16 protein-coding genes and 4 pseudogenes are annotated in these 20,393 nt (G+C 70.1%); 11 read left to right on the top strand and 9 right to left on the bottom strand.

What is annotated here, in order from left to right; genetic code table 11:
- A pseudogene (locus tag ABZ877_RS30830) lies at positions 1-471 on the top strand (transcriptional regulator); the annotation flags it as partial.
- Positions 472-908: 437 nt separating this feature from the next.
- Here the strand turns inward: ABZ877_RS30830 and ABZ877_RS30825 are convergent.
- Complete coding sequence (locus tag ABZ877_RS30825) at positions 909-1,418, bottom strand: XRE family transcriptional regulator (protein ID WP_361077712.1); 510 nt, start codon at positions 1,416-1,418, stop codon at positions 909-911.
- A 108-nt stretch (positions 1,419-1,526) separates the two neighbouring features.
- Here ABZ877_RS30825 and ABZ877_RS30820 point away from each other — a divergent pair, with 108 nt between their 5' ends.
- Entirely contained in the window at positions 1,527-2,645 is a 1,119-nt protein-coding gene (locus ABZ877_RS30820) for an aryl-sulfate sulfotransferase (RefSeq protein ID WP_361077709.1), read from the top strand.
- Positions 2,642-3,988 carry a solute carrier family 23 protein gene (locus ABZ877_RS30815; RefSeq protein ID WP_361077706.1) on the top strand — a complete coding sequence of 449 codons (1,347 nt, stop codon included), beginning with the start codon at positions 2,642-2,644 and terminating at the stop codon, positions 3,986-3,988. The genes ABZ877_RS30820 and ABZ877_RS30815 overlap by 4 nt, the downstream gene beginning before the upstream one ends.
- Here ABZ877_RS30815 and ABZ877_RS30810 read toward each other — a convergent pair.
- The 3 genes and pseudogenes from ABZ877_RS30810 to ABZ877_RS30800 form a co-directional block, all read right to left on the bottom strand.
- Positions 3,885-4,118: pseudogene (locus ABZ877_RS30810) on the bottom strand (redox-sensitive transcriptional activator SoxR); the annotation flags it as partial. The gene ABZ877_RS30815 and the pseudogene ABZ877_RS30810 sit on opposite strands and share 104 nt — an antisense overlap.
- An 844-nt stretch (positions 4,119-4,962) precedes the next feature.
- Positions 4,963-5,367, bottom strand: coding sequence for a cupin (locus tag ABZ877_RS30805; RefSeq protein WP_361077703.1), 405 nt, complete (start codon positions 5,365-5,367; stop codon positions 4,963-4,965).
- On the bottom strand, positions 5,364-6,812 hold the full coding sequence (locus ABZ877_RS30800; RefSeq protein WP_361077700.1) for an MFS transporter: 1,449 nt from the start codon (positions 6,810-6,812) through the stop codon (positions 5,364-5,366). The genes ABZ877_RS30805 and ABZ877_RS30800 overlap by 4 nt, the downstream gene beginning before the upstream one ends.
- 57 nt (positions 6,813-6,869) lie before the next feature.
- Here ABZ877_RS30800 and ABZ877_RS30795 point away from each other — a divergent pair, with 57 nt between their 5' ends.
- Entirely contained in the window at positions 6,870-7,538 is a 669-nt protein-coding gene (locus tag ABZ877_RS30795) for a TetR/AcrR family transcriptional regulator (RefSeq protein ID WP_361077697.1), read from the top strand.
- A gap of 240 nt (positions 7,539-7,778) precedes the next feature.
- Positions 7,779-8,170 (top strand): annotated as a pseudogene (locus tag ABZ877_RS30790) (SUKH-3 domain-containing protein); the annotation flags it as partial.
- An 851-nt stretch (positions 8,171-9,021) separates the two neighbouring features.
- Here ABZ877_RS30790 and ABZ877_RS30785 read toward each other — a convergent pair.
- Positions 9,022-9,180, bottom strand: a complete 159-nt coding sequence (locus tag ABZ877_RS30785) for a hypothetical protein (protein ID WP_361077694.1) — start codon at positions 9,178-9,180, stop codon at positions 9,022-9,024.
- A gap of 617 nt (positions 9,181-9,797) precedes the next feature.
- On the opposite strand from ABZ877_RS30785, the gene ABZ877_RS30780 reads away from it, so the two are divergent.
- The 3 genes and pseudogenes from ABZ877_RS30780 (at position 9,798) to ABZ877_RS30770 (ending at position 10,977) form a co-directional block, all read left to right on the top strand.
- On the top strand, positions 9,798-10,106 hold the full coding sequence (locus ABZ877_RS30780) for a hypothetical protein (protein ID WP_361077691.1): 309 nt from the start codon (positions 9,798-9,800) through the stop codon (positions 10,104-10,106).
- 111 nt (positions 10,107-10,217) lie between these two features.
- A pseudogene (locus ABZ877_RS30775) lies at positions 10,218-10,316 on the top strand (IS5/IS1182 family transposase); the annotation flags it as partial.
- Between the two features lie 181 nt (positions 10,317-10,497).
- Positions 10,498-10,977 carry a macro domain-containing protein gene (locus ABZ877_RS30770; protein ID WP_361077729.1) on the top strand — a complete coding sequence of 160 codons (480 nt, stop codon included), beginning with the start codon at positions 10,498-10,500 and terminating at the stop codon, positions 10,975-10,977.
- 942 nt (positions 10,978-11,919) lie between these two features.
- On the opposite strand, the gene ABZ877_RS30765 is transcribed toward ABZ877_RS30770, so the two are convergent.
- The 3 genes from ABZ877_RS30765 to ABZ877_RS30755 all read right to left on the bottom strand — a co-directional run bounded on the left by ABZ877_RS30765 (position 11,920) and on the right by ABZ877_RS30755 (position 15,696).
- Complete coding sequence (locus ABZ877_RS30765) at positions 11,920-13,173, bottom strand: HAMP domain-containing sensor histidine kinase (RefSeq protein ID WP_361077686.1); 1,254 nt, start codon at positions 13,171-13,173, stop codon at positions 11,920-11,922.
- Between the two features lies 1 nt (position 13,174).
- On the bottom strand, positions 13,175-13,954 hold the full coding sequence (gene cseB, locus ABZ877_RS30760) for a two-component system response regulator CseB (protein ID WP_361077682.1): 780 nt from the start codon (positions 13,952-13,954) through the stop codon (positions 13,175-13,177).
- Between the two features lie 113 nt (positions 13,955-14,067).
- Positions 14,068-15,696: a serine protease gene (locus tag ABZ877_RS30755; RefSeq protein WP_361077679.1), complete on the bottom strand. Its 1,629-nt coding sequence runs from the start codon at positions 15,694-15,696 to the stop codon at positions 14,068-14,070.
- Between the two features lie 493 nt (positions 15,697-16,189).
- Here ABZ877_RS30755 and ABZ877_RS30750 point away from each other — a divergent pair, with 493 nt between their 5' ends.
- Both ABZ877_RS30750 and ABZ877_RS30745 read left to right on the top strand, forming a co-directional pair.
- Entirely contained in the window at positions 16,190-16,762 is a 573-nt protein-coding gene (locus tag ABZ877_RS30750; RefSeq protein WP_361077676.1) for a TetR family transcriptional regulator, read from the top strand.
- A gap of 155 nt (positions 16,763-16,917) precedes the next feature.
- Complete coding sequence (locus ABZ877_RS30745; protein WP_361077674.1) at positions 16,918-17,814, top strand: SDR family NAD(P)-dependent oxidoreductase; 897 nt, start codon at positions 16,918-16,920, stop codon at positions 17,812-17,814.
- A 154-nt stretch (positions 17,815-17,968) separates the two neighbouring features.
- Here ABZ877_RS30745 and ABZ877_RS30740 read toward each other — a convergent pair whose 3' ends face one another.
- Positions 17,969-19,198, bottom strand: coding sequence for an MFS transporter (locus tag ABZ877_RS30740; RefSeq protein WP_361077670.1), 1,230 nt, complete (start codon positions 19,196-19,198; stop codon positions 17,969-17,971).
- 101 nt (positions 19,199-19,299) lie between these two features.
- On the opposite strand from ABZ877_RS30740, the gene ABZ877_RS30735 reads away from it, so the two are divergent.
- Positions 19,300-20,340, top strand: coding sequence for an AraC family transcriptional regulator (locus ABZ877_RS30735; RefSeq protein WP_361077667.1), 1,041 nt, complete (start codon positions 19,300-19,302; stop codon positions 20,338-20,340).
- Positions 20,341-20,393 lie beyond the last annotated feature (53 nt).

Here is a 20,393-nt window from a genome sequence, read left to right as displayed (position 1 = left end):
CCGTCCACGCTGACCGCCTGGGAATCGGACCGCGACCCGTCGGGCGAGGTCCGCACGAAGTACGCGTACTTCTTGGAGGGCCTGAGCAAGAAGCTCGCCGGACAAGAGCAGCCGGAGCCTGCACCGACTGCGGGCCAGGACGGCGATGCCGCCAACACCAACGCCGCGGACGACGACGTCGAAAGCCTGGCCGTACCCGAACCCTACGTGCTGTGCGGGGAGGCGGCGGTCCAGCGGGCCGCCGGTTTCACCCAGCACCCGGACCCGGCGGACCGCGGCACAAGCACACAGCCACAGCCACCGGCGCCAGTACCGGCAGCAGGAGAGGCAACCGCACCTGCCACGAACAAGCAGTCGGCGCGCCCGGCGGCGAGTCGTCAGCCTTCAGGCCGCTCCGCCGGGCGTTTCAGCCGTCGCCTCCGAACCCGTCACCCTCATCGCGCACCGCGTGACCGCCGCCCTCGCCGGTGATGTCGAGGCGGCCACCCTCGGGCGATGCGCGCCCCGGCCCGGCCCGCGAGGGCCAGACCGACTGCGGCCAGGGTGAACCGCAACCACTCGGTCCGCTGACCGTACCGGCGTGTCAAGCAGGTATCTGTTCGACGAAGGTACGGCGTGCGTAACCCGAGTCACCGCAGGTGAACCGACGGGCCCTCAGCTGGAGAACAACGCTTCGACCCGACACCGCAGAGCGGGCACCCGGCGCCGACCGCGATGCATTGCGCATCAACACGCACTGTTTCGATGTTCCCGTACACCGACAGCACCACGATGTCCGCGATGGACGGGAACAAGAACTCCTTCAGCCGGAGCGCAACCGCTTCCATGCCCCTGAACTGTCGACGCAACTGCCCTGCCCAGGCACCACCTTCGGGAGCCAGAACCGCTGGAAGCGAACGAAGCCACCCTTACGGGGCTTCTCCCATGACCAGGACTCTGGTTCCTGGTTCCAACGGGCGCCAGCGGTGCGGGCGCTGGGCCGTGATGTAGAGGGTGTCGCCGCTCTCCAGGAGGTGGCGCGCGCCGTCCACCTCGACCTCGGCGCTGCCGTCGGCCACGTAGAGGATCTCGTCGCCCGCGTGGCGGTACGCGCGGTCCCAGTCGTGGTCGCCGGTGAACTCCAGTGCGTGCAGGCGCTGGTGGCCGCGGACGAGGGGGCGGGCGCCGCCCTCCGTCGCGGGAGTGTCCGCCGCGCGGACGACGTCGACCGGGCGGGGCGCCTCGGCGGCGGCGAGGAGTTCGACGGCCGTGCTGTCGAGCGCGTCGGCGATGCGTTGCAGCGAGGCCATGCTCGGGCGCGAGCGGCCGTTCTCGACCTGGCTCAGGAAAGGCACGGAGACGCCCGCGCGGCGTGCCACCTCGGCGAGCGTCAGCTCCAGGGCGCGCCGTCTGCGCCGGATGCCCGGTCCCACGTTCATGAACTTGTAACGCCCTTTCGCCTTGTCCCCTGTTCCCGAGCAGCCTAACGCCGTGCTTAACTCGTTAACTGTTACTTAAAAAAGTTAACCACCACAGGGAGGGCCGCCATGGCTCGTGTGGACCAGAACCAGCGGCGCCGTCGCGGCACCGGCCTGATCGCCCTCGACGAGGACGCCGCGTACCCCGGGTACACACTGTTCGCGCCGCTGACCGGCACCGGCGAGGTGTACCTGATCGACCTGCGCGGCGAGGTCGTGCACCAGTGGAACCTGCCGCACCGTCCCGGCCGGCACGCCCGCATCCTCGCCAACGGCAACCTCGCCTACAACGGCGTCCTGCCGGGCGAGCCCGCCCTGTTCCCCATGTGGCACAAATACCGTGGCGGTTCGATGCAGGAGATCACCCCGGACGGCACGGTCGTGCGTGAGCACCGCGACCCGCTCCAGCACCACGACGCCCACCACTACGGCGACGGGCGCCTCCTCTACACCGCCCTCGAACCGCTCACCGGGGACGCCGCCGCGGCCGTGCGCGGCGGGGTGCCCGGGTCCGAGGCGGGCGGCGACACGGTGTGGGCCGACACGATCGTCGAGGTCGACGCCGAGGGGAAGAGGACCTGGGAGTGGAAGGTCTCCGAGCGCCTCGACCGCGCGGACTTCCCCCTCCACCCGGACTACGCGCGCGAGCACTACCCGCTGATCAACAGCGTCCTTCCGCTCGCCGACGGGAACATCCTGGCGAGTTTCCGCTCCGTGTCGGCCGTGGTCGTCATCGACCGCGCCACCGGCGACATCGTCTGGCGCTCCGAGCCGGGTGTCGTCTCGCAGCAGCACTGCCCGACCGAGCTGGCGAACGGCAACTTCCTCGTCTTCGACAACGGCGTCTTCCGGCCGCGCTGGGACGTGCCGTTCAGCCGCGTCATCGAGATCGAGCGCTCCAGCGGCAAGGTCGTATGGGAGTACCACGACCCGGCGCGCGAGGCGTTCTTCGCACCGTTCATGGGCAGCGCCCAGCGCCTGCCGAACGGGAACACGCTGGTCACCGACTCTCCCGCGGGCCGCCTCTTCGAGGTGACCGAGGACGGCTACCTCTGCTGGGAGTACGTGGTTCCGTTCTTCGGCGGCTACCAGGAGGCGGAGGTCCGCAAGCTGTTCCCCTCCGAGCCCAACGCCGTCTTCCGCTCCTACCGCTACTCCGCCGCCGAGCTGCCCTGGCTGACCCGGTGACCGCCACGGCGCCGCCCCGCGGGGAGCCGGTCGACGAACGGCTGCCGCTCCAGCGCCTCCTGCCCCTCGCCTGCCAGCACCTGCTCGCGGGCGTGGCCGCGCCCGTCTCCTCCGTCATCCTCATCGCGACGACGCTGAAGCTGCCGACCGGACAGACGGCCTCGCTGCTCAGCGCCACGCTGGTGCTGTGCGGGATCGGCGCGCTGCTCCAGTCCCTCGGCGTGCGGGCGCTGCGGGTGGGCGCGCGGCTGCCGTTCCTGATGCTGCCGGGCGGCGCCGCCGTGGCGATCTTCCTGCAGATCGCCCAGGAGTACGGCCCGGCGACGGCGTCCGGCTCGGTCCTGGTCGCGGCGGCGTTCCTGCTCTGCGTGCTGCCGTTCTACGGGCGACTCGTGCGGCTGTTCCCGCCGCTGGTGATGGGGACGACGGTCGTGCTCATCGGCATCAACATGATCAAGGTGACGGCGCCGATGGTCGCCTCGGGGCCGGGGCTCGGCTTCGCCACGCTCGGGGTCATCGCCGTCTTCTTCCTCGTCCTGCGCGGCGTGTGGCGGCAGATGGCGGTGCTGCTCGGCCTCGTCGGGGGCACACTGATCGCCGTTTTGACCGGCACCGAGCTGCGCGTCGCGCACGGCGGCACGTTCGCCCTGCCGGACCTCTTCCCGTACGGCGCCCCGCACTTCGACCTGCTCGCCGCCGTCCCGCTCCTTGTCTTCGCCCTCGCCTCGCTCGCCGAGGCCACCGGTCAGACGGTCCTCAACAGCGAGGCCGTCGGCCGCGCCCCCGACCCGGGCCGCGACGTGCCGCGCATCGCCCGCGCCGACGCCCTCGTCTCGCTCGGCTCCGGGATCTTCGGTACGTCGCTGATGGTGACCAGCGCTGAGAACATCGGCATCGTCCAGCTCACCCGTGTGCGCAGCCGGTTCGTGACGGCGGCGGCCGGAGTCCTGCTGATCGTGTGCGGGCTCCTGACGCCGCTGACCCGGCTGCTCGCGGCGATCCCCGAGCCGGTGGTGGGCGCGGCGGGCCTGGTCATCTACGCGGTCATCGCTGTGATGGGCTTTGGAATGCTCTCCCGTACCGACCTCTCGCACGGCACCGACAGCGTCGTCATCGCGCTCGCCCTGGTGGCCGGCATGCTGCCGATCGTCGCGCCGGAGATGTACGCGGACCTGCCGTCGTGGGCCCGCACCTTGTTCGGCAGCGCCATCGCGGCGGGCGCCATCGCGGCGGTGGTGCTCAGCGCGGTGTTCCGGCTCTTCGGCCCGGCGCCCCTGTCCGGCTCGGACGCTCCCGGCGTTCCCGGCGCTCCCGGCGCTCCGCCAGGAGCCGGGACCCCGTGAGGCGGTCGCCGAAGAAGTCGTCCGGGTTGGTCAGAACGCAGGTCTCCATCGACAGGCAGCCACAGCCGACGCAGTAGTCCGTCAGGTGGTCCCGCAGGCGCCTCAACTGCCTGCTGCGCTCGTCGAGTTCCTCGGGCAAGGCTTGCGCTGCCGGTCACGGACAAACCGGGAGGACAAGGGCCGGCCAAAGGGCAACCGGGCGCCGGTGGGGGGTGGCGATCAGACAGCGGACAAGGGGTGGCTTCACACGGTGGCTCCGGCTCGCACGCGCACCAGCGTGCGAGCCGCGATGCGCCCCCGACCCGCCCTGGCAGGCCGGAGAGAGCCGAGACACCGATGCCCAACGAGTCCACCGCGCCCACCCCGCACCCCTCCTCACCCGCCGTCGGCCCCCCCCTGTGACAGCCGGCCCCGCTGCACGCCCCGCGGCGAACCCTGCTCCCGGCCCCGTAGCTCTTGCCCGCCGACTGGGTGTTGTCCCTGGTCGGCCGCACCCACCACGCGCAGCACAGCTACTGGTACTGCACCCCGGCGGGCGGACGGCGGCGCGCGCGTGCTTGGGGTTCGGTGTGGCCGCGGGCGTCGTTCTCGTGGCGCGTCGGCCGGGGCCTCCGCGCTCGCGGCCCGGCAAGCGGGCGGTGAAGGGAGTAAGCCGGGCATCGAGTGGGTGGCTTTGTTCTTGTGGTGCGAGGCGAGAGTGCCTCTGGTCCGTCAGGCGGAAACCTCCTGACCTGCACCGCACCAGGTCCGTCGCTGGCGGGCGACCACGCTGCCGACCATCTCCACTAGAAGTGGGACAGAACCCGACTTCGGGAGGTACTTCCGTCTGACACTGTTCGCTTGCGGCAGCACAGTCGCGGCAACTCCGCGCCCGTCGCGCTGACCGTTGCCGCCCTGCGTGTCACGAACGATTGCGGGGTCTCACCGTGAGCGGCTGCCGGTCGCCGCGTTCGCTCCCCGGCGGGCGTGCCGGTTCAGCCGAGCTCCGAGCGCTTTTCGAGGCGGGTGCCGTGGCGCCGGGTGACCGACATCAGAGTGCTGGGTTCGTCCAGCTCTATGCGGTGCCAGCGGCCACGCGGGACGATGCCCGCGGTGCCGGCGGATACGCGCACCATGTCTTCAGTGTCGTCGGCTTCCGTGGGGCGGAAGTAGATGCGGAATCCGCCGCTCAGGCAGCACACAGCTTCGTCGGCCTCGGGGTGCATCTCCCAGTGATCTCCGTGGACGTCGGCGTCGGTCTTCACATGGAACGTGGCGATGTGCCAGGCCCCCGGATCAGTGGGTGCCGTGCGCCGGCCGGCGGCATGGATGCCGCCGCCAGGGTTGATGTGAAGGGCAGTGGCGGAGAGGTCCACGGGTGTGACCGACGTGGTCGTCATGACGAGGTTCCTTCCAGTTGTTGTTCTACGGCGGCGGGCGGCTGCGGTGCCGGCGACGCGGGACGGGTGCGGGGCAGGGCGACGATCGCCACTACTGCCGCGAGGGCGAACAAGGCGGCGGCGATGACCAGGCCCAACGCATAGCCGTCGTTGAGCGCGACTGGGCCGGTGGCAGTACCGGTGTGCTGGGCGGCGATGGTGGCCAGTACGGCCAGGCCGATGCAGCCGCCGAGTTGGCGGGAGCTGTTCATGAGGCCGGAGGCCATGCCTGCCTCGCGGGCGGCGACGCCGGTGGTCGCGGCGGCGACGATCGGGGCGATGACGAGGCCGACACCGAGCCCGGTGACGATGCAGGGGCCGAGGACGTCGGTGAGGAAGCTGCCGTCGGGGCTGATGAAGGCGAACCAGCCCAGGCCTGCGGCGGCGAGGAGCGCCCCGGGCACCAGGACTGTGCGGGGTGTGTGCGCCGCGGTGATTTTGGTCGCGACGATACTGCCCGCGATCAAACACCCGGAGAAGGGCAGGAACGCGGAGCCGGTCGCCGCCGGGCCCATCGCAAGGACCTGCTGCATGTACAGGGACACGAAGTAGAAGGCCGCGAACTGGCCGGCAGTGGAGAAGAACACCAGCACGTTGGCGCCGGCGACCCAGCGACTGCGCAGCAGGCCGAGCCGCAGCAGGGGCGCGGAGGCCCTGGATTCGGTGATGACGAAGCCGGCGAGAAGGACGGCCGCGGCGGTGAGCATCCCCCAGGTCTCGGGCGCCCCCCAGCCTTGCGTGTCGGTGCGAACGACCGTGAACACCAGCAGTCCCACGCCCCCGGTGGCCAGGACGGAGCCGAGGACATCGAGACGGTCGCGGCGTGCGGGGCGGGTGTCGGCGGGTACGCCGACCGCGACGAACGCGAGGGCCAGCGCGACGATGGGCAGATTGATCAGCATCACCCAGCGCCAGCCCGCGTACTGGGTCAGCAAGCCACCGGCCAGCACGCCCAGCGCACCGCCCGCAGCGTTCACCCCGCTCCACACACCGAGTGCGCGGACGCGCTGCGGGCCCTCGGTGAACGTGGTGGTGAGCATGGCCAGCGTGGCCGGGACGGCCGCAGCGGCGCCCAGGCCCTGTCCGGCCCGGGCGGCGATCAGTTGCCAGGGCTCCTGGGCCAGGCCGCCCGCGAGCGAGCACAGGCCGAACATGATCAGGCCGATGACGAAGAGCCTGCGGCGACCGAACAGGTCGCAAGCGCGGCCGCCGAGCAGCAGGAAGCCGCCCAGCGTGAGCGCGTACACGTGCACGACCCAGGACAGGTCGACCGGGGCAAAGCCCAGCGCGGTGCGCATCGCGGGCAGTGCAACGTTGACGACGGATAGATCCAATGCGACGGCGAACTGGGCGACGGCCACGGCCGCCAGCACCACGCCGGCTCTCGGCTGCGCGTTTCTGTACATGTAAGAAAAGTAGCCCCGGAAGACCTCCGCTGTCGACATCTGGGGGATGATGAAGCCATGCCACAACCATCCGCATCGCGCAAACCCCTGGGGCGCCCCCCTCGGATCTCCCGAGAGGAGGTCGTCGCCACCGCCCGCCGAATCATCGCGGCGGACGGCGTGGACCGGTTGACCATGCGGCGGCTGGCCACCGAGGTCGGCAGCACACCGATGGCGCTCTACCACCATGTGCGCAACAAGGAGGAGCTGCTCGTCCTGCTCCTGGACGACTACGCCACGCATGCCCTGCGCCGCCCGGATCTTCCTGCCGAACCCCGCGAGCGGGTCGTCACGGCAGCGGCCGCGCTCCACGGGGCGCTCGCCGCCTGTCCCTGGATCGTGGAGGTACTGACCTCCGACGACCTCATGTCCGTGTCCGCGCTCTGGTTCGTCGAGCAGATCGTCGACGGCCTGGCTGACTGCGGACTGACCCCGGAGCAGGCGGTGCACGGATACCGCACCATCTGGTACTACACCGTCGGCGAGATCGTGGTCCGCGCAACGGCGGCCCGACGGCGCAGGGACGGCGACCGCCCCACCTACCGCGAGCAGGTCTTCGCCGACATCGATCCGGACGAACTGCCTCGCCTGTCCCAGGTCGCCGACCGCTGGGCCCCCCTGACCGCCGAGAACACCTACCTCGACGGCCTTCGCTCGCTCGTACAAGGCCTGCTCGTCACGCGTTGACCACCGCGAGCGAGGAACCCGCAGCTGGATGACTGCTCAACTCCTGCGTCCCAGCCGCCCGCGCGACTCTGACGCAGTCCACCCGGCAACCGCGCCGCGGGGCGAAACGCAAGCAGCGTTCGAATCCGCGACGCGCTTGGGTGCCTCTCGAAGTCGTGAACATGTGCTGTTCGTTCTCAGGCTCTGGTCAACTTCTTGTGGTGCGGTAACACGCTGTTCTCTCTCGGGCCGCCTGCTGGGATGATCGCCTCATGTTTCAAGCTGGGGGCTGGGCCTGTCATGAGCGAGTCGTCGCCGGAGGTGCTTGAGGTCCTGGAGGCTTCGGGATGGACGGCGGGCAGGCGGGTCGACACGACCGGCTGGCGGTCCATGTCCGAAGCGGTCGGCATCGTCATGCACGACGCTGCGGAGAGGTTTCTCCAGGAGTTCGGAGGGCTGAGCGTGAACATCGGCGGCCCGGGAGTCAGTCGTGCCCGGAACCATTCGAGCTGGACCCGGAGCTGGCATGGAGAGAGGATGACCGGTTCGCCGAGTGGAGCGATTCCTTGGGGAGACGTCTCTTCCCGCTCGGCGAGCTCGATCACGGCCGATTCTTTCTCGGTATCGATGAGGACAGTGAGATCTACCTGGTCGAAACCTGGGTCGCCAGCTTCGGTCCGATGCCGCACGCCCTCGAAAATCTGATCCTCGGCGTGAAGCCCCGCAGGATTCACGACGACACGTCGCCCAGGTCAAACGGCTCGTGTTCGACCCACTCACCGCCGCCCAGCGGCGCCACCTCACCACCGCGCTCACCCGCGTCGCCGCCACGCTGCGCCAGGAACTCGACAGGGGGGGGTGAGTGCCGCCTCGGACGAAGTCCTCTCACCAGGCTCGGATCTCCACCGATCCACTGAGGAAGGAAGGGCTGATGCGTTCGAGGCGGGCAAGATGAGTCGGCGTGCCTGTCCTGGTGCCTGACGAGCTACCAGCCCGGCTGGAAGCTAGGGACGCAACTTCAGATGATCAAGGTTGCTGAGACCGAAGATCGACCTGGAGTCGCGTCCGCGTGACATCCTCCCTGCTCAACGTCCTCGCGCGTTACTGCGAAGACGCAGATGCGTCCTGCCCGCCGGTCGTACCTGCCGACCTGGCCTCGCTGGCCCAGGTCCCGGCCGCGGTTCCCGACCCGCGCAGAGTGCGAGGCCGCCGCTACCGGCTCGGGGCGCTGCTGGGCCTGTGTCTGGTGGCGGTGCTGGGCGGCGCGCGCTAGCTCGGGCAGAGCGCCCGGTGCGCCGCCGAGGCCGACCTCGAAGTCCGTGCCGAGCCGGGCCTGTTTCGTGCGGTCCCCAACGCCTCCACGCTGGGACGGCTGCTGGCCCGCCTGGACGGCGACGCGCTCGATGATGCCGTCGGTACCTGGATCCCCCGCCACGCCACCGACCCTGTCACGGACGAGAACGCCCTGGTCGGACTTGCTGTGGATGGCAAGGCGGTGCGCGGGTCACGCACCTCGGATACCGCCGCGGTCCACCTGCTGTCCGCCGCCCTGCACCGCAGCCAGACAGTCATCGCCCAGCGCCAGGTGGTCGCCAAGAGCGATGAGATCCCGGCCCTGGCCCCACTGCTCGCCCGCTTCGACCTGCGCGGCGTGGTTCGTCATCGCCGACGCCATGCACACCCAGCGCACGACTGCGACGGAGATCCTCGCCGTCGGTGAGCACTATCTTCTGGTCGTCAAGGGCAACCAGAAGAACCTGCACAAGCAACTGCGCCGCCTGCCCTGGCGGCAGATCCCGCTGCTGGACCGCGCCCGCATCACCACCCACGGCCGGCGCGAGGTGAGGCACCTGAAGGTGTGCACCGTCCAGGTCGGCCTACTCTTCCCACACCTGTCCAGGCCGTCGAGATCAAGCGGCGCCGCGTCAGCAGGAAGACCGGCAAGATCCAGACGAAGACCGTCTACGCCGTCACCAGCCTCACTTCCGACCAGGCTTCCCCCGCCCGCTTGGCCCAACTGGTCCAAGGGCACTGGTCGGTCGGTGGAGGCACTGCACCACATCAGAGACGTGACCTTCACTGAGGACGCCTCCTGCGTGCGCACCGGCAACGCGCCCCGCGTCATGGCCACCCTGCGCAACCTCGCCATCGGCCTGATGCGCCAGGCTGGCTGGGCCAACCTCGCCGCCGCAGCCGATCACTATCGGTCACGCCACCGCACTCCTCAAGATCACCCACTGAGAACGCAACAGCCCTGGGGCCTGGGGTTAGATTCCCCGCATGTCTTCGCATCTCAGTCGTGGTGCTTCGGGAGCCCTGCGACGTTTCGCTGGGCGGCTCACCCGGGGATCGGTGGGCCACCCGTTGCTGGAAGGGATCGACTACTGGGAGGAGTTGCGCGAGTCGCCCTCCCAGATGGAGATCTGCGTCGCGATCTTCGCGAACGTCCTCGAACTGGACGAACAGGGAGAACCGGTCAACGAGAAGTACGCGGAGCGCCGGGCTGCTGTCTGGCTCTACCGATACTGCACCGGGAAGCTGCCCCCGGGAGAGCCGGACATCGAGTCGTGGGAATGCCACCTTCATTAACCGTTGATGTGCGGTGTCATTGCAGTGCGACAGGGCCTGCCCTCGTCCCCCCGCTCGGTGGGCCTATCCGGTCAGAGCGGGGCTATGCAGGCGGGCGATGCCGAGGATGGCGGCGTGGTGGACTCCGTCGCCTTTGACCGCATCATCGACCACCTCGCACCCTCGCTCGCACCCCAGCGGGGCAAGCGGTTTCGCACGGACACCGTTCTGAATCGCGGACGGCACCCCCTGATCCTTGGACATCGTTTCTTTTGGTCGTCAGTTCAGTGTGAGAGCCTCCGCGCATGAGCTACGACCTGGCTGTTTGGGAAGGGGAGCGACCGGCGGACGACAAGATCGCCCGCCACGTATCCAACAAGCCGACCAGTGGACGACGCAGCAGTGAGGGGATCTGGTGACCATCCGCTACACCACAGGCGACGCGGCCGCCCCGCCGGGCGCCGGTACGCGCATCATCGCGCACGTCTGCAACGACATCGGCGCCTGGGGCCGCGGCTTCGTCAGGGCTCTCTCCGAGCGCTGGCCCGAGCCGGAGGCCGCCTACCGCGCCTGGTACCGCGACCGGGCCGGCAACGACTTCCGCCTCGGCGCCGTGCAACTGGTGCCGGTGAACGAGGGCCTGTGGGTCGCCAACATGATCGGCCAGCACGGCATCCGCCGGGCAGGCGGACAGCCACCCGTCCGCTACAACGCCATCGACGAAGCCCTCGGCGCCCTGGCTGAGTGCACGATCCAACTGGGGGCCTCGGTACACATGCCGCGCATCGGCTGCGGCCTGGCAGGCGGACGCTGGGAAGAGATCGAACCCCTGCTGGACAAGCACCTCTGCGCGCGCGGGATCGATGTCACCGTGTACGACCTGCCCACCTGACCGACGCCCCCATGCCAGACTGAACCCGCGCCCCGCCTCTCATCCCCCGTGGAGGCGGGGCGCACCCGTGCTACAACCCCGTCTGCCGTGCCGTGACCGTGCAAGTCACGTCCACGAAGACGTTGCGGGCCACGTCGCCGACTGAGCTTGCCACCTGTGGAGGGGTCCACGAACGTGGCTGGGGACCATGCGGGGAGCAGATCGGTTGGTGAGTTTCGGAGGACGATGAGGCGGGACCATCCCTGCGGGCGGGAAGGGGCCGCGCGTGCTTGACACAATGTCATGAACCCGCTCTCGGGCTTCGGTGCCGGTGATCGGGGGCGAGCAGGAGTCATGCAGGGAGTGCAGTTCGCTGTCACATGATGTGACACTCCACCACTGGCTGCCGCGGCGATGATTGTCTGGGCGCCGATCCAATCCGACGGGGAGGCGGAAACGGTCGTTTACGCCCCACGGCCTGATCCAATGATCCGAGCCGGGCATAGCGACGCAAATCGGTACGCCGATCCAATCGGATCCGATCCGCATTTACGCCTCCCCATTTCGCCCCCATACGGTCGGGGTCCGAAGTCGCGTCAGGCTATTGACGAGGGGGCACTACGTGACGGACCACCTGTACCTGCGGCACTTCACCGAACGGCGGCGGCAGTGGCCGATGCAGCGTGCGAGCTGGCCGACACAGTGACACCGGGGACCAGGAACACGAGGGCGGTCGAGGACGCCGCCCACGCCATCGACACACTCGCCGAGGCCCTCGCCGCGAACCTGACAGTGCCAGCCGGGCCTCCTCTCGCCAGGCGGATGAGGTTCGGCAGTCGCAGTGCCAGAGGACGTCAGTCCCAAGCCGTCGGCGCGTCGACGCGTGGCACCGTGGCCCGCCGTGCCGTGCGGCGCTCCGTGACGTGCGTCAACGGCCACCGAGTCGGGCCGCCGTAGGACGTGTCAATCGGCAGGCGGCAGGCGAAGCGTGGCGACGGCCCCGCCCTCGGGCGCGTTGGCGAAGGACAGCGACGCCCCGATGACCTGGGCCTGGCCGAGCGCGATGGTTAGCCCAAGGCCGTGGCCCCGGCCGCGTTCGGACGCGCCGGTGCGGAACCGTTGGGGTCCGTCGGCGAGCAACTGGCGGGGAAAACCCGGGCCGTGGTCCCGTACGGTGACGCAGGTCCCCGCCACGTCGACCTCGACGGGTGCGCGACCGTGCCGGTGGGCGTTGACGACCAGGTTGGTGACGATCCTGTCGAGCCGACGCGGGTCGGTTTGGGCGGTCTGGGCGCTGGACGTGGTGAGCTGTGTCTGCAGCCCGGTGCGCCGTACGGATTCCGTCACCAGCTCGCCGAGCGGTACCGGCTGGGTGTCGGCCTGTTCGGCGCCCGCGTCGAGCCGGGAGATCTCCAGCAGGTTCTCCACCAGGGTCCGCAGCACCCCCACCCGGTCCCTGACCAGATCCGTGGCCTCTCCCTCAGGGAGCAGCCCGCTCGCGGTGACCAGACCCATCAGCGGGGTGCGCAGTTCGTGGGCGACGTCGGCGGTGAAGTGCTGCTCGGCCAGGAGCCGCCCGAGCAGGCTGTCAGCCATCGAATCGACGGTGGCGGAGATCTCGGCGATCTCGTCGCTGCCGCGGCCGGCCCCGGTCCTGGCGGCCAGGTCACCGGCCGTGATCCGGCGTGCGGTCCGCGCCACCCGCCGCAGCCTGCGGTTGGGCAGTTCCGCGGCGAGCGCCGACAGCGGTACGACGACGGCCAGCGCGACCAGGGAGTACTTCCACATGTGCCGGTCCAGGGCGCGCCGGGTGAGCAGGTCGGGCGTCATGTCGACCTCCACCGCCACGGGGCTGCCTCGGTACATCTGTGCCGCCCACATCGAGGGGTGGTCCCCGGGGCCGTCACCGTCGTACCAGGTGGCATATCCGTCCCTCAGCCCCTGCGGGCCGTGGAGTCGGCGCAACAGCTCGTCGGGCATGGCCCCGGGCGCCATCCGAAGCGAGTCGGGCGGGGTGACGTCCCGTTCGTGGTCCTGCAGGTCTCGGGCCAGCTGCGTCACGGCCTTGGCCCTGCCGTCGTTCATCGACCGGGCCAGGGTGCTGCGGTGGACCAGCACCCCGACGGTCAGCGCGATGGCGCAGCAGGCCACGGCGACGAGCACAGCGATCTTCCAGCGCAGTGAACGCCAGGTCAGCAAGTCGTGCAGGATGCCCACGTCAGCGCCGCAACTTGTAGCCGAAGCCGCGGACGGTCTGGATCCGCTCGGCTCCGATCTTCCTCCGCAGCCGCTGGATGCACAGGTCGACCACGCGGCTGTCGCCGTCCCAGCCGTAGTCCCACACGTTGCGCAGCAGCATGTGCCGGTCCAGAACGACGCCGGGGTTGGCGGCGAACTCCAGCAGGAGCCGCAGCTCGGTAGGGGCCAGCGCAACCGGTTCGCCCGCCCGGAACACGTCGAGGCCGGCGGTGTCGATGGTCAGGTCGCCGAAGACCAGCGGGGCGCGCTCGCCCGGGCGACCGGAATCCTCCGGCCGCGCCGCACCGCCCACTGGTTCGGTCGGGGGGTGGTGCGGCACGGCCGGGGCGGCGGCGGGGGTGAAGGTCGCACGCCGCAACAGCGAGCGGATCCGGGCCACCAGCACCGCGGTGTCGACGGGTTTGACGACGTAGTCGTCGGCGCCCGCCTCCAGACCGGAGACCACGTCCAGGGCGTCGCCGCGGGCGGACATCATCAGGATCGGGTCCATGCTGGTCTCCCTGACTCGGCGGCACAGCCCGATGCCGTCGAGGGCGGGCAGCATCACGTCCAGCAGCAGCAGGTCGTGGAGGCCTTCCCGGAACAGTTCGAGTCCGGTCAGGCCGTCACCGGCGCAGGTGACACGGTAGCCGTAACGCTCCAGCGCCATGGTGACCGATCTGCGGATCACGTCGTCGTCCTCCACCAGCAGGATCGCCGCGGATGCCAGGGCGTTTCCCCCGGCCACTGGAACCGACATCTCTCCCCATCGGACGTAGGAGTTGGAGCTTCATTATGCGACCGGCTCCCGCCCTGCCCGATGCTGTCTCCCACACGCCCACGAACCGCCCGGCTCGCCGGTCGCCGATCGGGTCAGGATGTATGGGAGCGGGGGCCGCTGTGCTGACTCCGGTGACCGGGGCGGCTGTCGGGGCGGTCGGAACGGGGCGTGGCGCCGGTGAGTGTGCAGCCCCGGCGGGAGAGGTCCAGTTGCGATCCCTTGGCCAGACAGGCCGTGATCATGTACACCTGCTGGCCGTAGGCACGGCCCTTCCGGGAGGTCACCTCCCCGTTCGGGCCCACTTCGCAGGGGTTGTTGTCGGCGCAGTCCTCGCCGCTGTCGTTGTGGGTGTTGTGGATTCCCACGACCGTGGTGTTGTCGGGGGCCAGCAGCGCCGAACCGGAACTGCCGTGCCAGGGAGCGCAGTCATCGCTGGTGGCGTAACGGATCGAGTCGTCCTCCTGGTAGCCGCCCTCCCGCAGGTGCGGGACCACGGCCTCCGCGGTGCAGTTGAGGCGGCTGCCGGTGTTGGTCAGGGCCAGCGTGTCGCCCGCGCGGACGGGAGTGGTGGTGAGCTGGAAGATCTTCGCGCCTTCGGCCTTCAGCTGCGCGTAGGTCTTGTCCAGGCGGTAGAGCGCGATGTCGGTGCCGGTCATCGTCGCGTACACCAGCCGTTTCGCACGGGCGGTGGTCCGCGGGTAGCCCTGACGGTCGACGATGGGCACCTTGCGGTCGGCGGGCTGGTCCACCAGCGCGGTTCCGGGCGAGGGCCGCTCTCCTTCCACGCAGTGACCGTTGGTCAGCAGCAAGGCCGGGTCCCGCGGCCGCGAGTTGGGGGTGCGGACCACCGAGCCTGTGCAGCTGGCCAGGTCCGCCGTGCCTTCCACGTCCGGGATCAGATCATCGGGGGGTACGTCGGTGCCCTTGATGATGCCGTTGATCCAGTCGGCGTGCTTGGTGACATCGGTGTACAGCGTCTTGCCGGTTTCGTCGGGGCCGCTGACCACACCGGCCACGGCCCACTCATCACCGGAATTGCCGTCGCGGACCAGCGCGGGCCCACCGGAGTCCATGTTCGACGCGGCGACGCTGCCGTCCTGGCTACCGATGCACAACTCTCCGCTGCTGGCTGACGGACACGTCGAGACCGGCTGCACCACGGTGTCAGCTTCCCTCAACCGCGCAGGGAAACAGTCCGGGTTGCCGGTGTCCTCGCAGGTCATGCCCCAACCAATGATGCGGACGGGCGTGTTGTCCGCCGGCGTGGTCGAAGCGATCCGTACGGGCTTGGCCTTGACCGGGGTCCTCAGGTGCATCAACGCCATGTCCCGGCCCCAGAACCCTCCCTCGTCCCGATTCGTCGCCAGCCGGTAGTAGTGGTCGACCTCGGCGATCTCGCCTCCGGACGTGGTGTCCAGCGACCCCACCCGGACCTTCCAGCCCTTCGGGACACCCGTCTTCGCGTTGGTCGGGTTCCGGCCGGCGCAGTGGCTGGCAGTCAGCACCCATCGCGGTGCAAGGACCTCCACCCCACAACCGTGCCCGTCCGGACGCGGTGGCGCGGGGTAGGACGGCTGGAACGAGCCCATGAACGAGTAGGCGTGGGTCGACTCGGTGCCACCCAGGATGGCCTGTGCCGGTGAGGCGGCCATCAGGGTCGCGGTCATCGCGGCCCCTGCCGTCAGGGCGGCGACCGCCCTCCGGCCTGTCGACGTGTGCATGAGTGGCTCCCCTTTCGTCTGCCGCTGGCCGTTCTCCGGCGGGCTGGTACGCGGAACGGCAGCAGCCGTCCCGCCGGGCCCCGAGCCTGGACCCAGCGATCCGCCGGCGGGTTTCATCCACGTATCAGGCGCGGCGTCGCAGCCGCTCAGATGTGTATCAGCGTGTCCGAACAGGCCAGACGACGGTCCTGGAAACGCTCCGCAAGCGCGCCTCCTTGCCGATCGCCCCGCTGGTCTGACCCCAACCCCCGGCTGCGCAGATCCTCTTGTGCACCGCTCACACCAGTGAGATCCCCTCCCGCTCCCGCCGACCGCGCCCCACCGTCGCACCCCATGCCCGGTCCAGCCCGCGCACCACGAGATGCGACAGTGCTGCAGCCGCCGGGCTTGGCAGGGGTTGAGTGTGCGTTGTCGTCGTTCGGTGTCGGGCGTGTGTGGCTGTGCGTCTCGGCTCGGTTCTGCCTGGGTCGTGCTGGCTGCTTATGCTGGGGTCGTGACATCGAGGGCGGGGCAGGAGACGGAGCTGCGGGCGGATGCGGTGCGCAATCGGGCCCGGATCCTGCGGATCGCCCGTGAGCAGCTGGCCGCTGGTGACACGTCACTGCAGCTGAACGCCATCGCCCGGCTTGCCGGGGTGGGGGTCGGGACGGTCTACCGGCACTTTCCCAACCGCCATGCACTGGTCGAGGCGCTCTCGGCGGAACGCTTCCGGGAACTGGTCGCACAGGCGCAGGCGGCGGTCGCCGCCGGTGACCCGCGCGCGGGCCTGCGCCGTCTGCTGCGTTTCGCGCTCGACCGCATGCTGGATGACCCGGACTTCGCTGCCGTGCTGGAATCTTCGGCCGATGCCCATGCGCAGACCTCGGACATGAGGGCCGAGCTCGACCAGGCGGTCGCCGGCCTGCTGGACCGAGCCCGGCTCAGTGGCGCGATCCGAGACGGTGTCGATGCCGAGGACGTGCGCCGTTTGCTGTGCGGTGTGCACCATGCGGTGCACGCCGGGGGCGGTGCGCGCCGGGACCTTTACCTGGACGTTCTGTTGGAGGGTCTGCGCGTCCCGCGCTGACGGCGGCGCACCCCCTTCCCTGCCTGTGTCGGCCCGGCGGTCCGTCGGGCTGTTCGCCTTCCCCGCACCAACCGGATACCTATCCGGTTGTGTTAGCGTGCGCCCATCGAAACGGATAACTATCCATTTGGTGTGCGGCAGTGAGGGGCGGGGTCATGAGCGAGCGGGCAGTGGTGACGGCGGGGACCGGGGGCATCGGCCTGGAGACCGCGAAGGGACTCGCGCGGCAGGGCTACGCCGTGACGGTCGTCGGCCGCAACGCCGAGCGCGGCACGCGCGCCATCGAGGAGATCGCGGCGGTGGCGACCGGGGCCGCACCGCGATTCGTGACCGCCGACCTCGCCTCGCTCGACCAGGTGCGGGCGCTGGCCGCGCACCTGGCGGCCGAAGGTCCGCTGAAGGTGCTGGTCAACAACGTCGGTGCGATGTTCCCCCAGCGTCGGCAGACCATCGACGGCATCGAGTCGTCCTTCGCCGTCAACCACCTCTCGCCGTATCTGCTGACCGAGCTGCTGCTCGACCGGCTCGGGGCGGCCGCCCCGAGCCGGATCGTCAACGTCACCTCCGCCGCCGTCAAGGCCGCCAGGCGCACCTTCGACGCGGTGGAACCGCCGGGCGGCTACTACGGCTTCCACTGGTACGGCCGGGCCAAGCTCGCCAACCTCGCCTACACCCTTCACCTGGCCGAACGCCTCCGCGGCAGCGGCGTCACCGTCTTCGCGGCCGACCCCGGCGGCGCCGCCACCAGCATGACCGACGGCACCATGACCTCACCGAAGATCGTCTCCCCGCCCCTGCGCCTGCTGTGGCCGCTGGTGCGCCGGACCTTCACGCGCGCCACCGCCGGGCCCGCGTCGGCGGCCGCCTCGCCGTCGGTCTTCGCGGCCACCGATGCCTCACTCGAGGGGCAGACCGGCGTACTCATCGGGCCCGGAGCCCGTCCGGTCCCCGTTTTCCGTGGCGCCGACGCCCCCCGGACCATCGAGCAGGTCCTTGAGCTCAGTCGGCGGCTGGCGCCCCTGGACGGGAGGCACGGCGTGCAACACAAGTGACATCAGACCGCCCGTCCTGGACGGCGTCCAGGACGGGCGGTCTGCGGCGGCTCCGCCGCGGACCGGAATCGGAGAGAGGGCTGTCGCTTCTCGGGTTCTGGCTCAACTTCCGGTGGCGGGTGGCGGGTGGCGGGTGGCGGGTGGCGGGTGGCGGTCAGCCGGTCACGGTCCGGCGAGGCGCAGCCACCCGCAGGGCGATCAGCAGTGCGGAGGCGAGCAATACGGCGCCTGAGACGGTGAAGACGGTCAGGACGCCGCCGAAACCGAAGAGCACGCCGCCCGCCGCGGCCCCGCCCGCGATCGCGGACTGGACGCCCACCACGACGAGGCCGCCCGCGCTCTCCGCCTGGTCGGGCACCATGCGCGTGGCCCAGTTGGACCAGGCCACCGATACACCGCCGAAGGCGAGGCCCCAGAGGATGACCAGCGCCACGTACCCGGCCTGCCCGGCGGGTAGCAGGGCCAGGCCGAGGGCGGCGAGGGCCATCAGGGCGGGCGTCAGTGCCAGCGTCAGGCGGAGGCTGAATTCCAGGAGGCGGCCGGCCGCCAGCGTGCCGACGAAGTTGGCCACGCCGAAGACGAACAGCACCAGGGTCAGCTTGCCGGTATCGACCTTCACCACGCTTTCCAGCGCCGGCCGGATGTAGGTGAACAGCGCGTAGTGCCCGATGTGGACCAGCAGCATTCCCGCGATGCCCAGCCCGAATCCGGGGCGCCGCAGCACCTCCCACAGCGTGCCCAGCCGTGCCGTGCCCCGGGGCTTCAACGGGGGCAGCGCGAACATCTGGAAGACCAGCGTCAGGACGCCGAGCCCGGCCGCCGCCCAGAAGGTGCTGCGCCAGCCGGCCAGGTCGCCGAGGTAGCTGCCGAGCGGCACGGCCACGATGGTCGCCACCGCGATACCGCTGAAGATGACCGACACAGCGCGCGGCACCAGCGGGGCGGGCACCAGCCGCATCGCTACGGCCGCCGCCATGCTCCAAAAGCCGCCGAGCGCGATGCCCAGGAGTATGCGCATCAGCATCAGCATGGTGATGTTGGTGGCGGTGGCCACCAACAGGTTGGAGACGATCAGCAGGACGGTGAAGCCGAGCAGCACGAGCCGCCGGTCGATCTTCCTCGTCCAGCTGGCGGTCAGCAGTCCGGACAGCATCGCCGCCACCGCCGTGACGGTCACCGCCTGCCCGGCCAGAGCTTGCGAGACTCCCAGGTCGGAGGCGATCGGGGTCAGCAGGCTGGCCGGCAGGTACTCCGCCGTCAGCAGCCCGAAGACGCCTACCGCCAGGGAGAGTACCGCTGCCCAGGAGGACGAGACCGGTTCGGGCGGCGTCGATAGTGCACCGGAGGATTCCCCGCGGCCGGCATCGGTCACCGTGCCGCACACATCACTGCTCAACTTCTTTACTTCCCTTGACTCGCGTGAAAGGTTCGAGTCAAGCCTGCATGCGAGATTCAGGATGGGCTATGACAGTAAGTCCGCGATATTTGACCGAAACCCCGGGCGGGTACTCCGAGGGCTCCTCAGGCGGATCCCGGGACGGAGCCCCGGACAGCGCCCCCGCCGCAGACGCCGGAGAGCACTACAGCCTGTCGTCGGATCTCATCAGCGAGCTACTGACGAGCATGCGGCTGCGCGGGGTCCGGTACCGCCGCGTACAGGTCGGCGCACGATTCGGGCTCCATTTCGACGCCAAGCCGGGACGTGCCTGTTTCCACTTCCTCGCCGTCGGCTCCGCCGTCCTGCGCACCGAGGACGGGACGCTCCACGAACTCGCCGCCGGCAACGCCGTCTTCATGCCGCACGGCGCGTCCCACCAGCTGCTCTCCGGTCCGGACATCCCGGCCCGCGGCATCGACAGTTTCGACGCGGTCCACCTCGGTGACGCGGTGAGCGGCGTGGACACCTGCCCGAGCACCCATCCGGACCCCGGCGCGATCTTCTTCACCGGCTACATGGACTTCGACCTCGGCGGAATGCAGGGCCTGAGCGCGCTGATGCCCGATGTCATGCTGGTCGATGCCACGGGCACGCGGTATCCCGGGCTCATGCCGATCCTCGCCTCCATGAAGCGCGAGGTCTGCTCCGGTCGTGTGGGCTTCGCCGGAGTGCTCGCCCGGCTGGCCGAGGTGGCGGCGGCCATGATCGTGCGGGGCTGGGTCGAATGCGGTTGCGACAACTCTGCCGGTCTCGTGGCCGCGCTGCGCGACCCGCGCTTGGCCCGCGCGATCCTGGCCCTGCACCGGAAGCCGGAACACCCGTGGACGGTGGCCGAGTTGGCGGCGGAGTGCCATGTCTCCCGGTCCGTGTTCGCCGACCGGTTCCAGGCCACGATCGGCATGCCGCCCCTCCGTTACGCCACGGAACTGCGGATGCTCCTCGCCGGGCAGTGGCTGGCCCAAGGCACGCTGCCGATCCAGTCCGTGGCCAGCCGCCTCGGCTACACCTCGCAGGCCGCCTTCAGCCGCGCCTTCAAACGCGTCACCGGCCACCCGCCGGGCGCCAGCAAAAACACCGCCCGTTCCTAGCTGCGCGTCCGCAGATCCGCGTCCGCAGGCCCGCGTCCGCAGGTCTGGGGCGC

The organism is Streptomyces sp. NPDC046939 (assembly GCF_040644575.1).
In the GTDB taxonomy this organism is placed as follows: domain Bacteria; phylum Actinomycetota; class Actinomycetes; order Streptomycetales; family Streptomycetaceae; genus Streptomyces.
Note: the sequence above shows the minus strand (reverse complement) of the source record. Positions and strands in the feature narration are given on the sequence as shown.

Coding starts and splice junctions, on each gene's coding strand:
- cseB (WP_361077682.1), bottom strand. CDS start 13,954: ATGTCGGTTCCAGTGGCCGGGGGAAACGCCCTGGCATCCGCGGCGATC.
- ABZ877_RS30805 (WP_361077703.1), bottom strand. CDS start 5,367: ATGACGACCACGTCGGTCACACCCGTGGACCTCTCCGCCACTGCCCTT.
- ABZ877_RS30780 (WP_361077691.1), top strand. CDS start 9,798: ATGTCTTCGCATCTCAGTCGTGGTGCTTCGGGAGCCCTGCGACGTTTC.
- ABZ877_RS30785 (WP_361077694.1), bottom strand. CDS start 9,180: ATGACGAACCACGCCGCGCAGGTCGAAGCGGGCGAGCAGTGGGGCCAG.
- ABZ877_RS30745 (WP_361077674.1), top strand. CDS start 16,918: ATGAGCGAGCGGGCAGTGGTGACGGCGGGGACCGGGGGCATCGGCCTG.
- ABZ877_RS30800 (WP_361077700.1), bottom strand. CDS start 6,812: ATGTACAGAAACGCGCAGCCGAGAGCCGGCGTGGTGCTGGCGGCCGTG.
- ABZ877_RS30795 (WP_361077697.1), top strand. CDS start 6,870: ATGCCACAACCATCCGCATCGCGCAAACCCCTGGGGCGCCCCCCTCGG.
- ABZ877_RS30755 (WP_361077679.1), bottom strand. CDS start 15,696: ATGCACACGTCGACAGGCCGGAGGGCGGTCGCCGCCCTGACGGCAGGG.
- ABZ877_RS30820 (WP_361077709.1), top strand. CDS start 1,527: ATGGCTCGTGTGGACCAGAACCAGCGGCGCCGTCGCGGCACCGGCCTG.
- ABZ877_RS30825 (WP_361077712.1), bottom strand. CDS start 1,418: ATGAACGTGGGACCGGGCATCCGGCGCAGACGGCGCGCCCTGGAGCTG.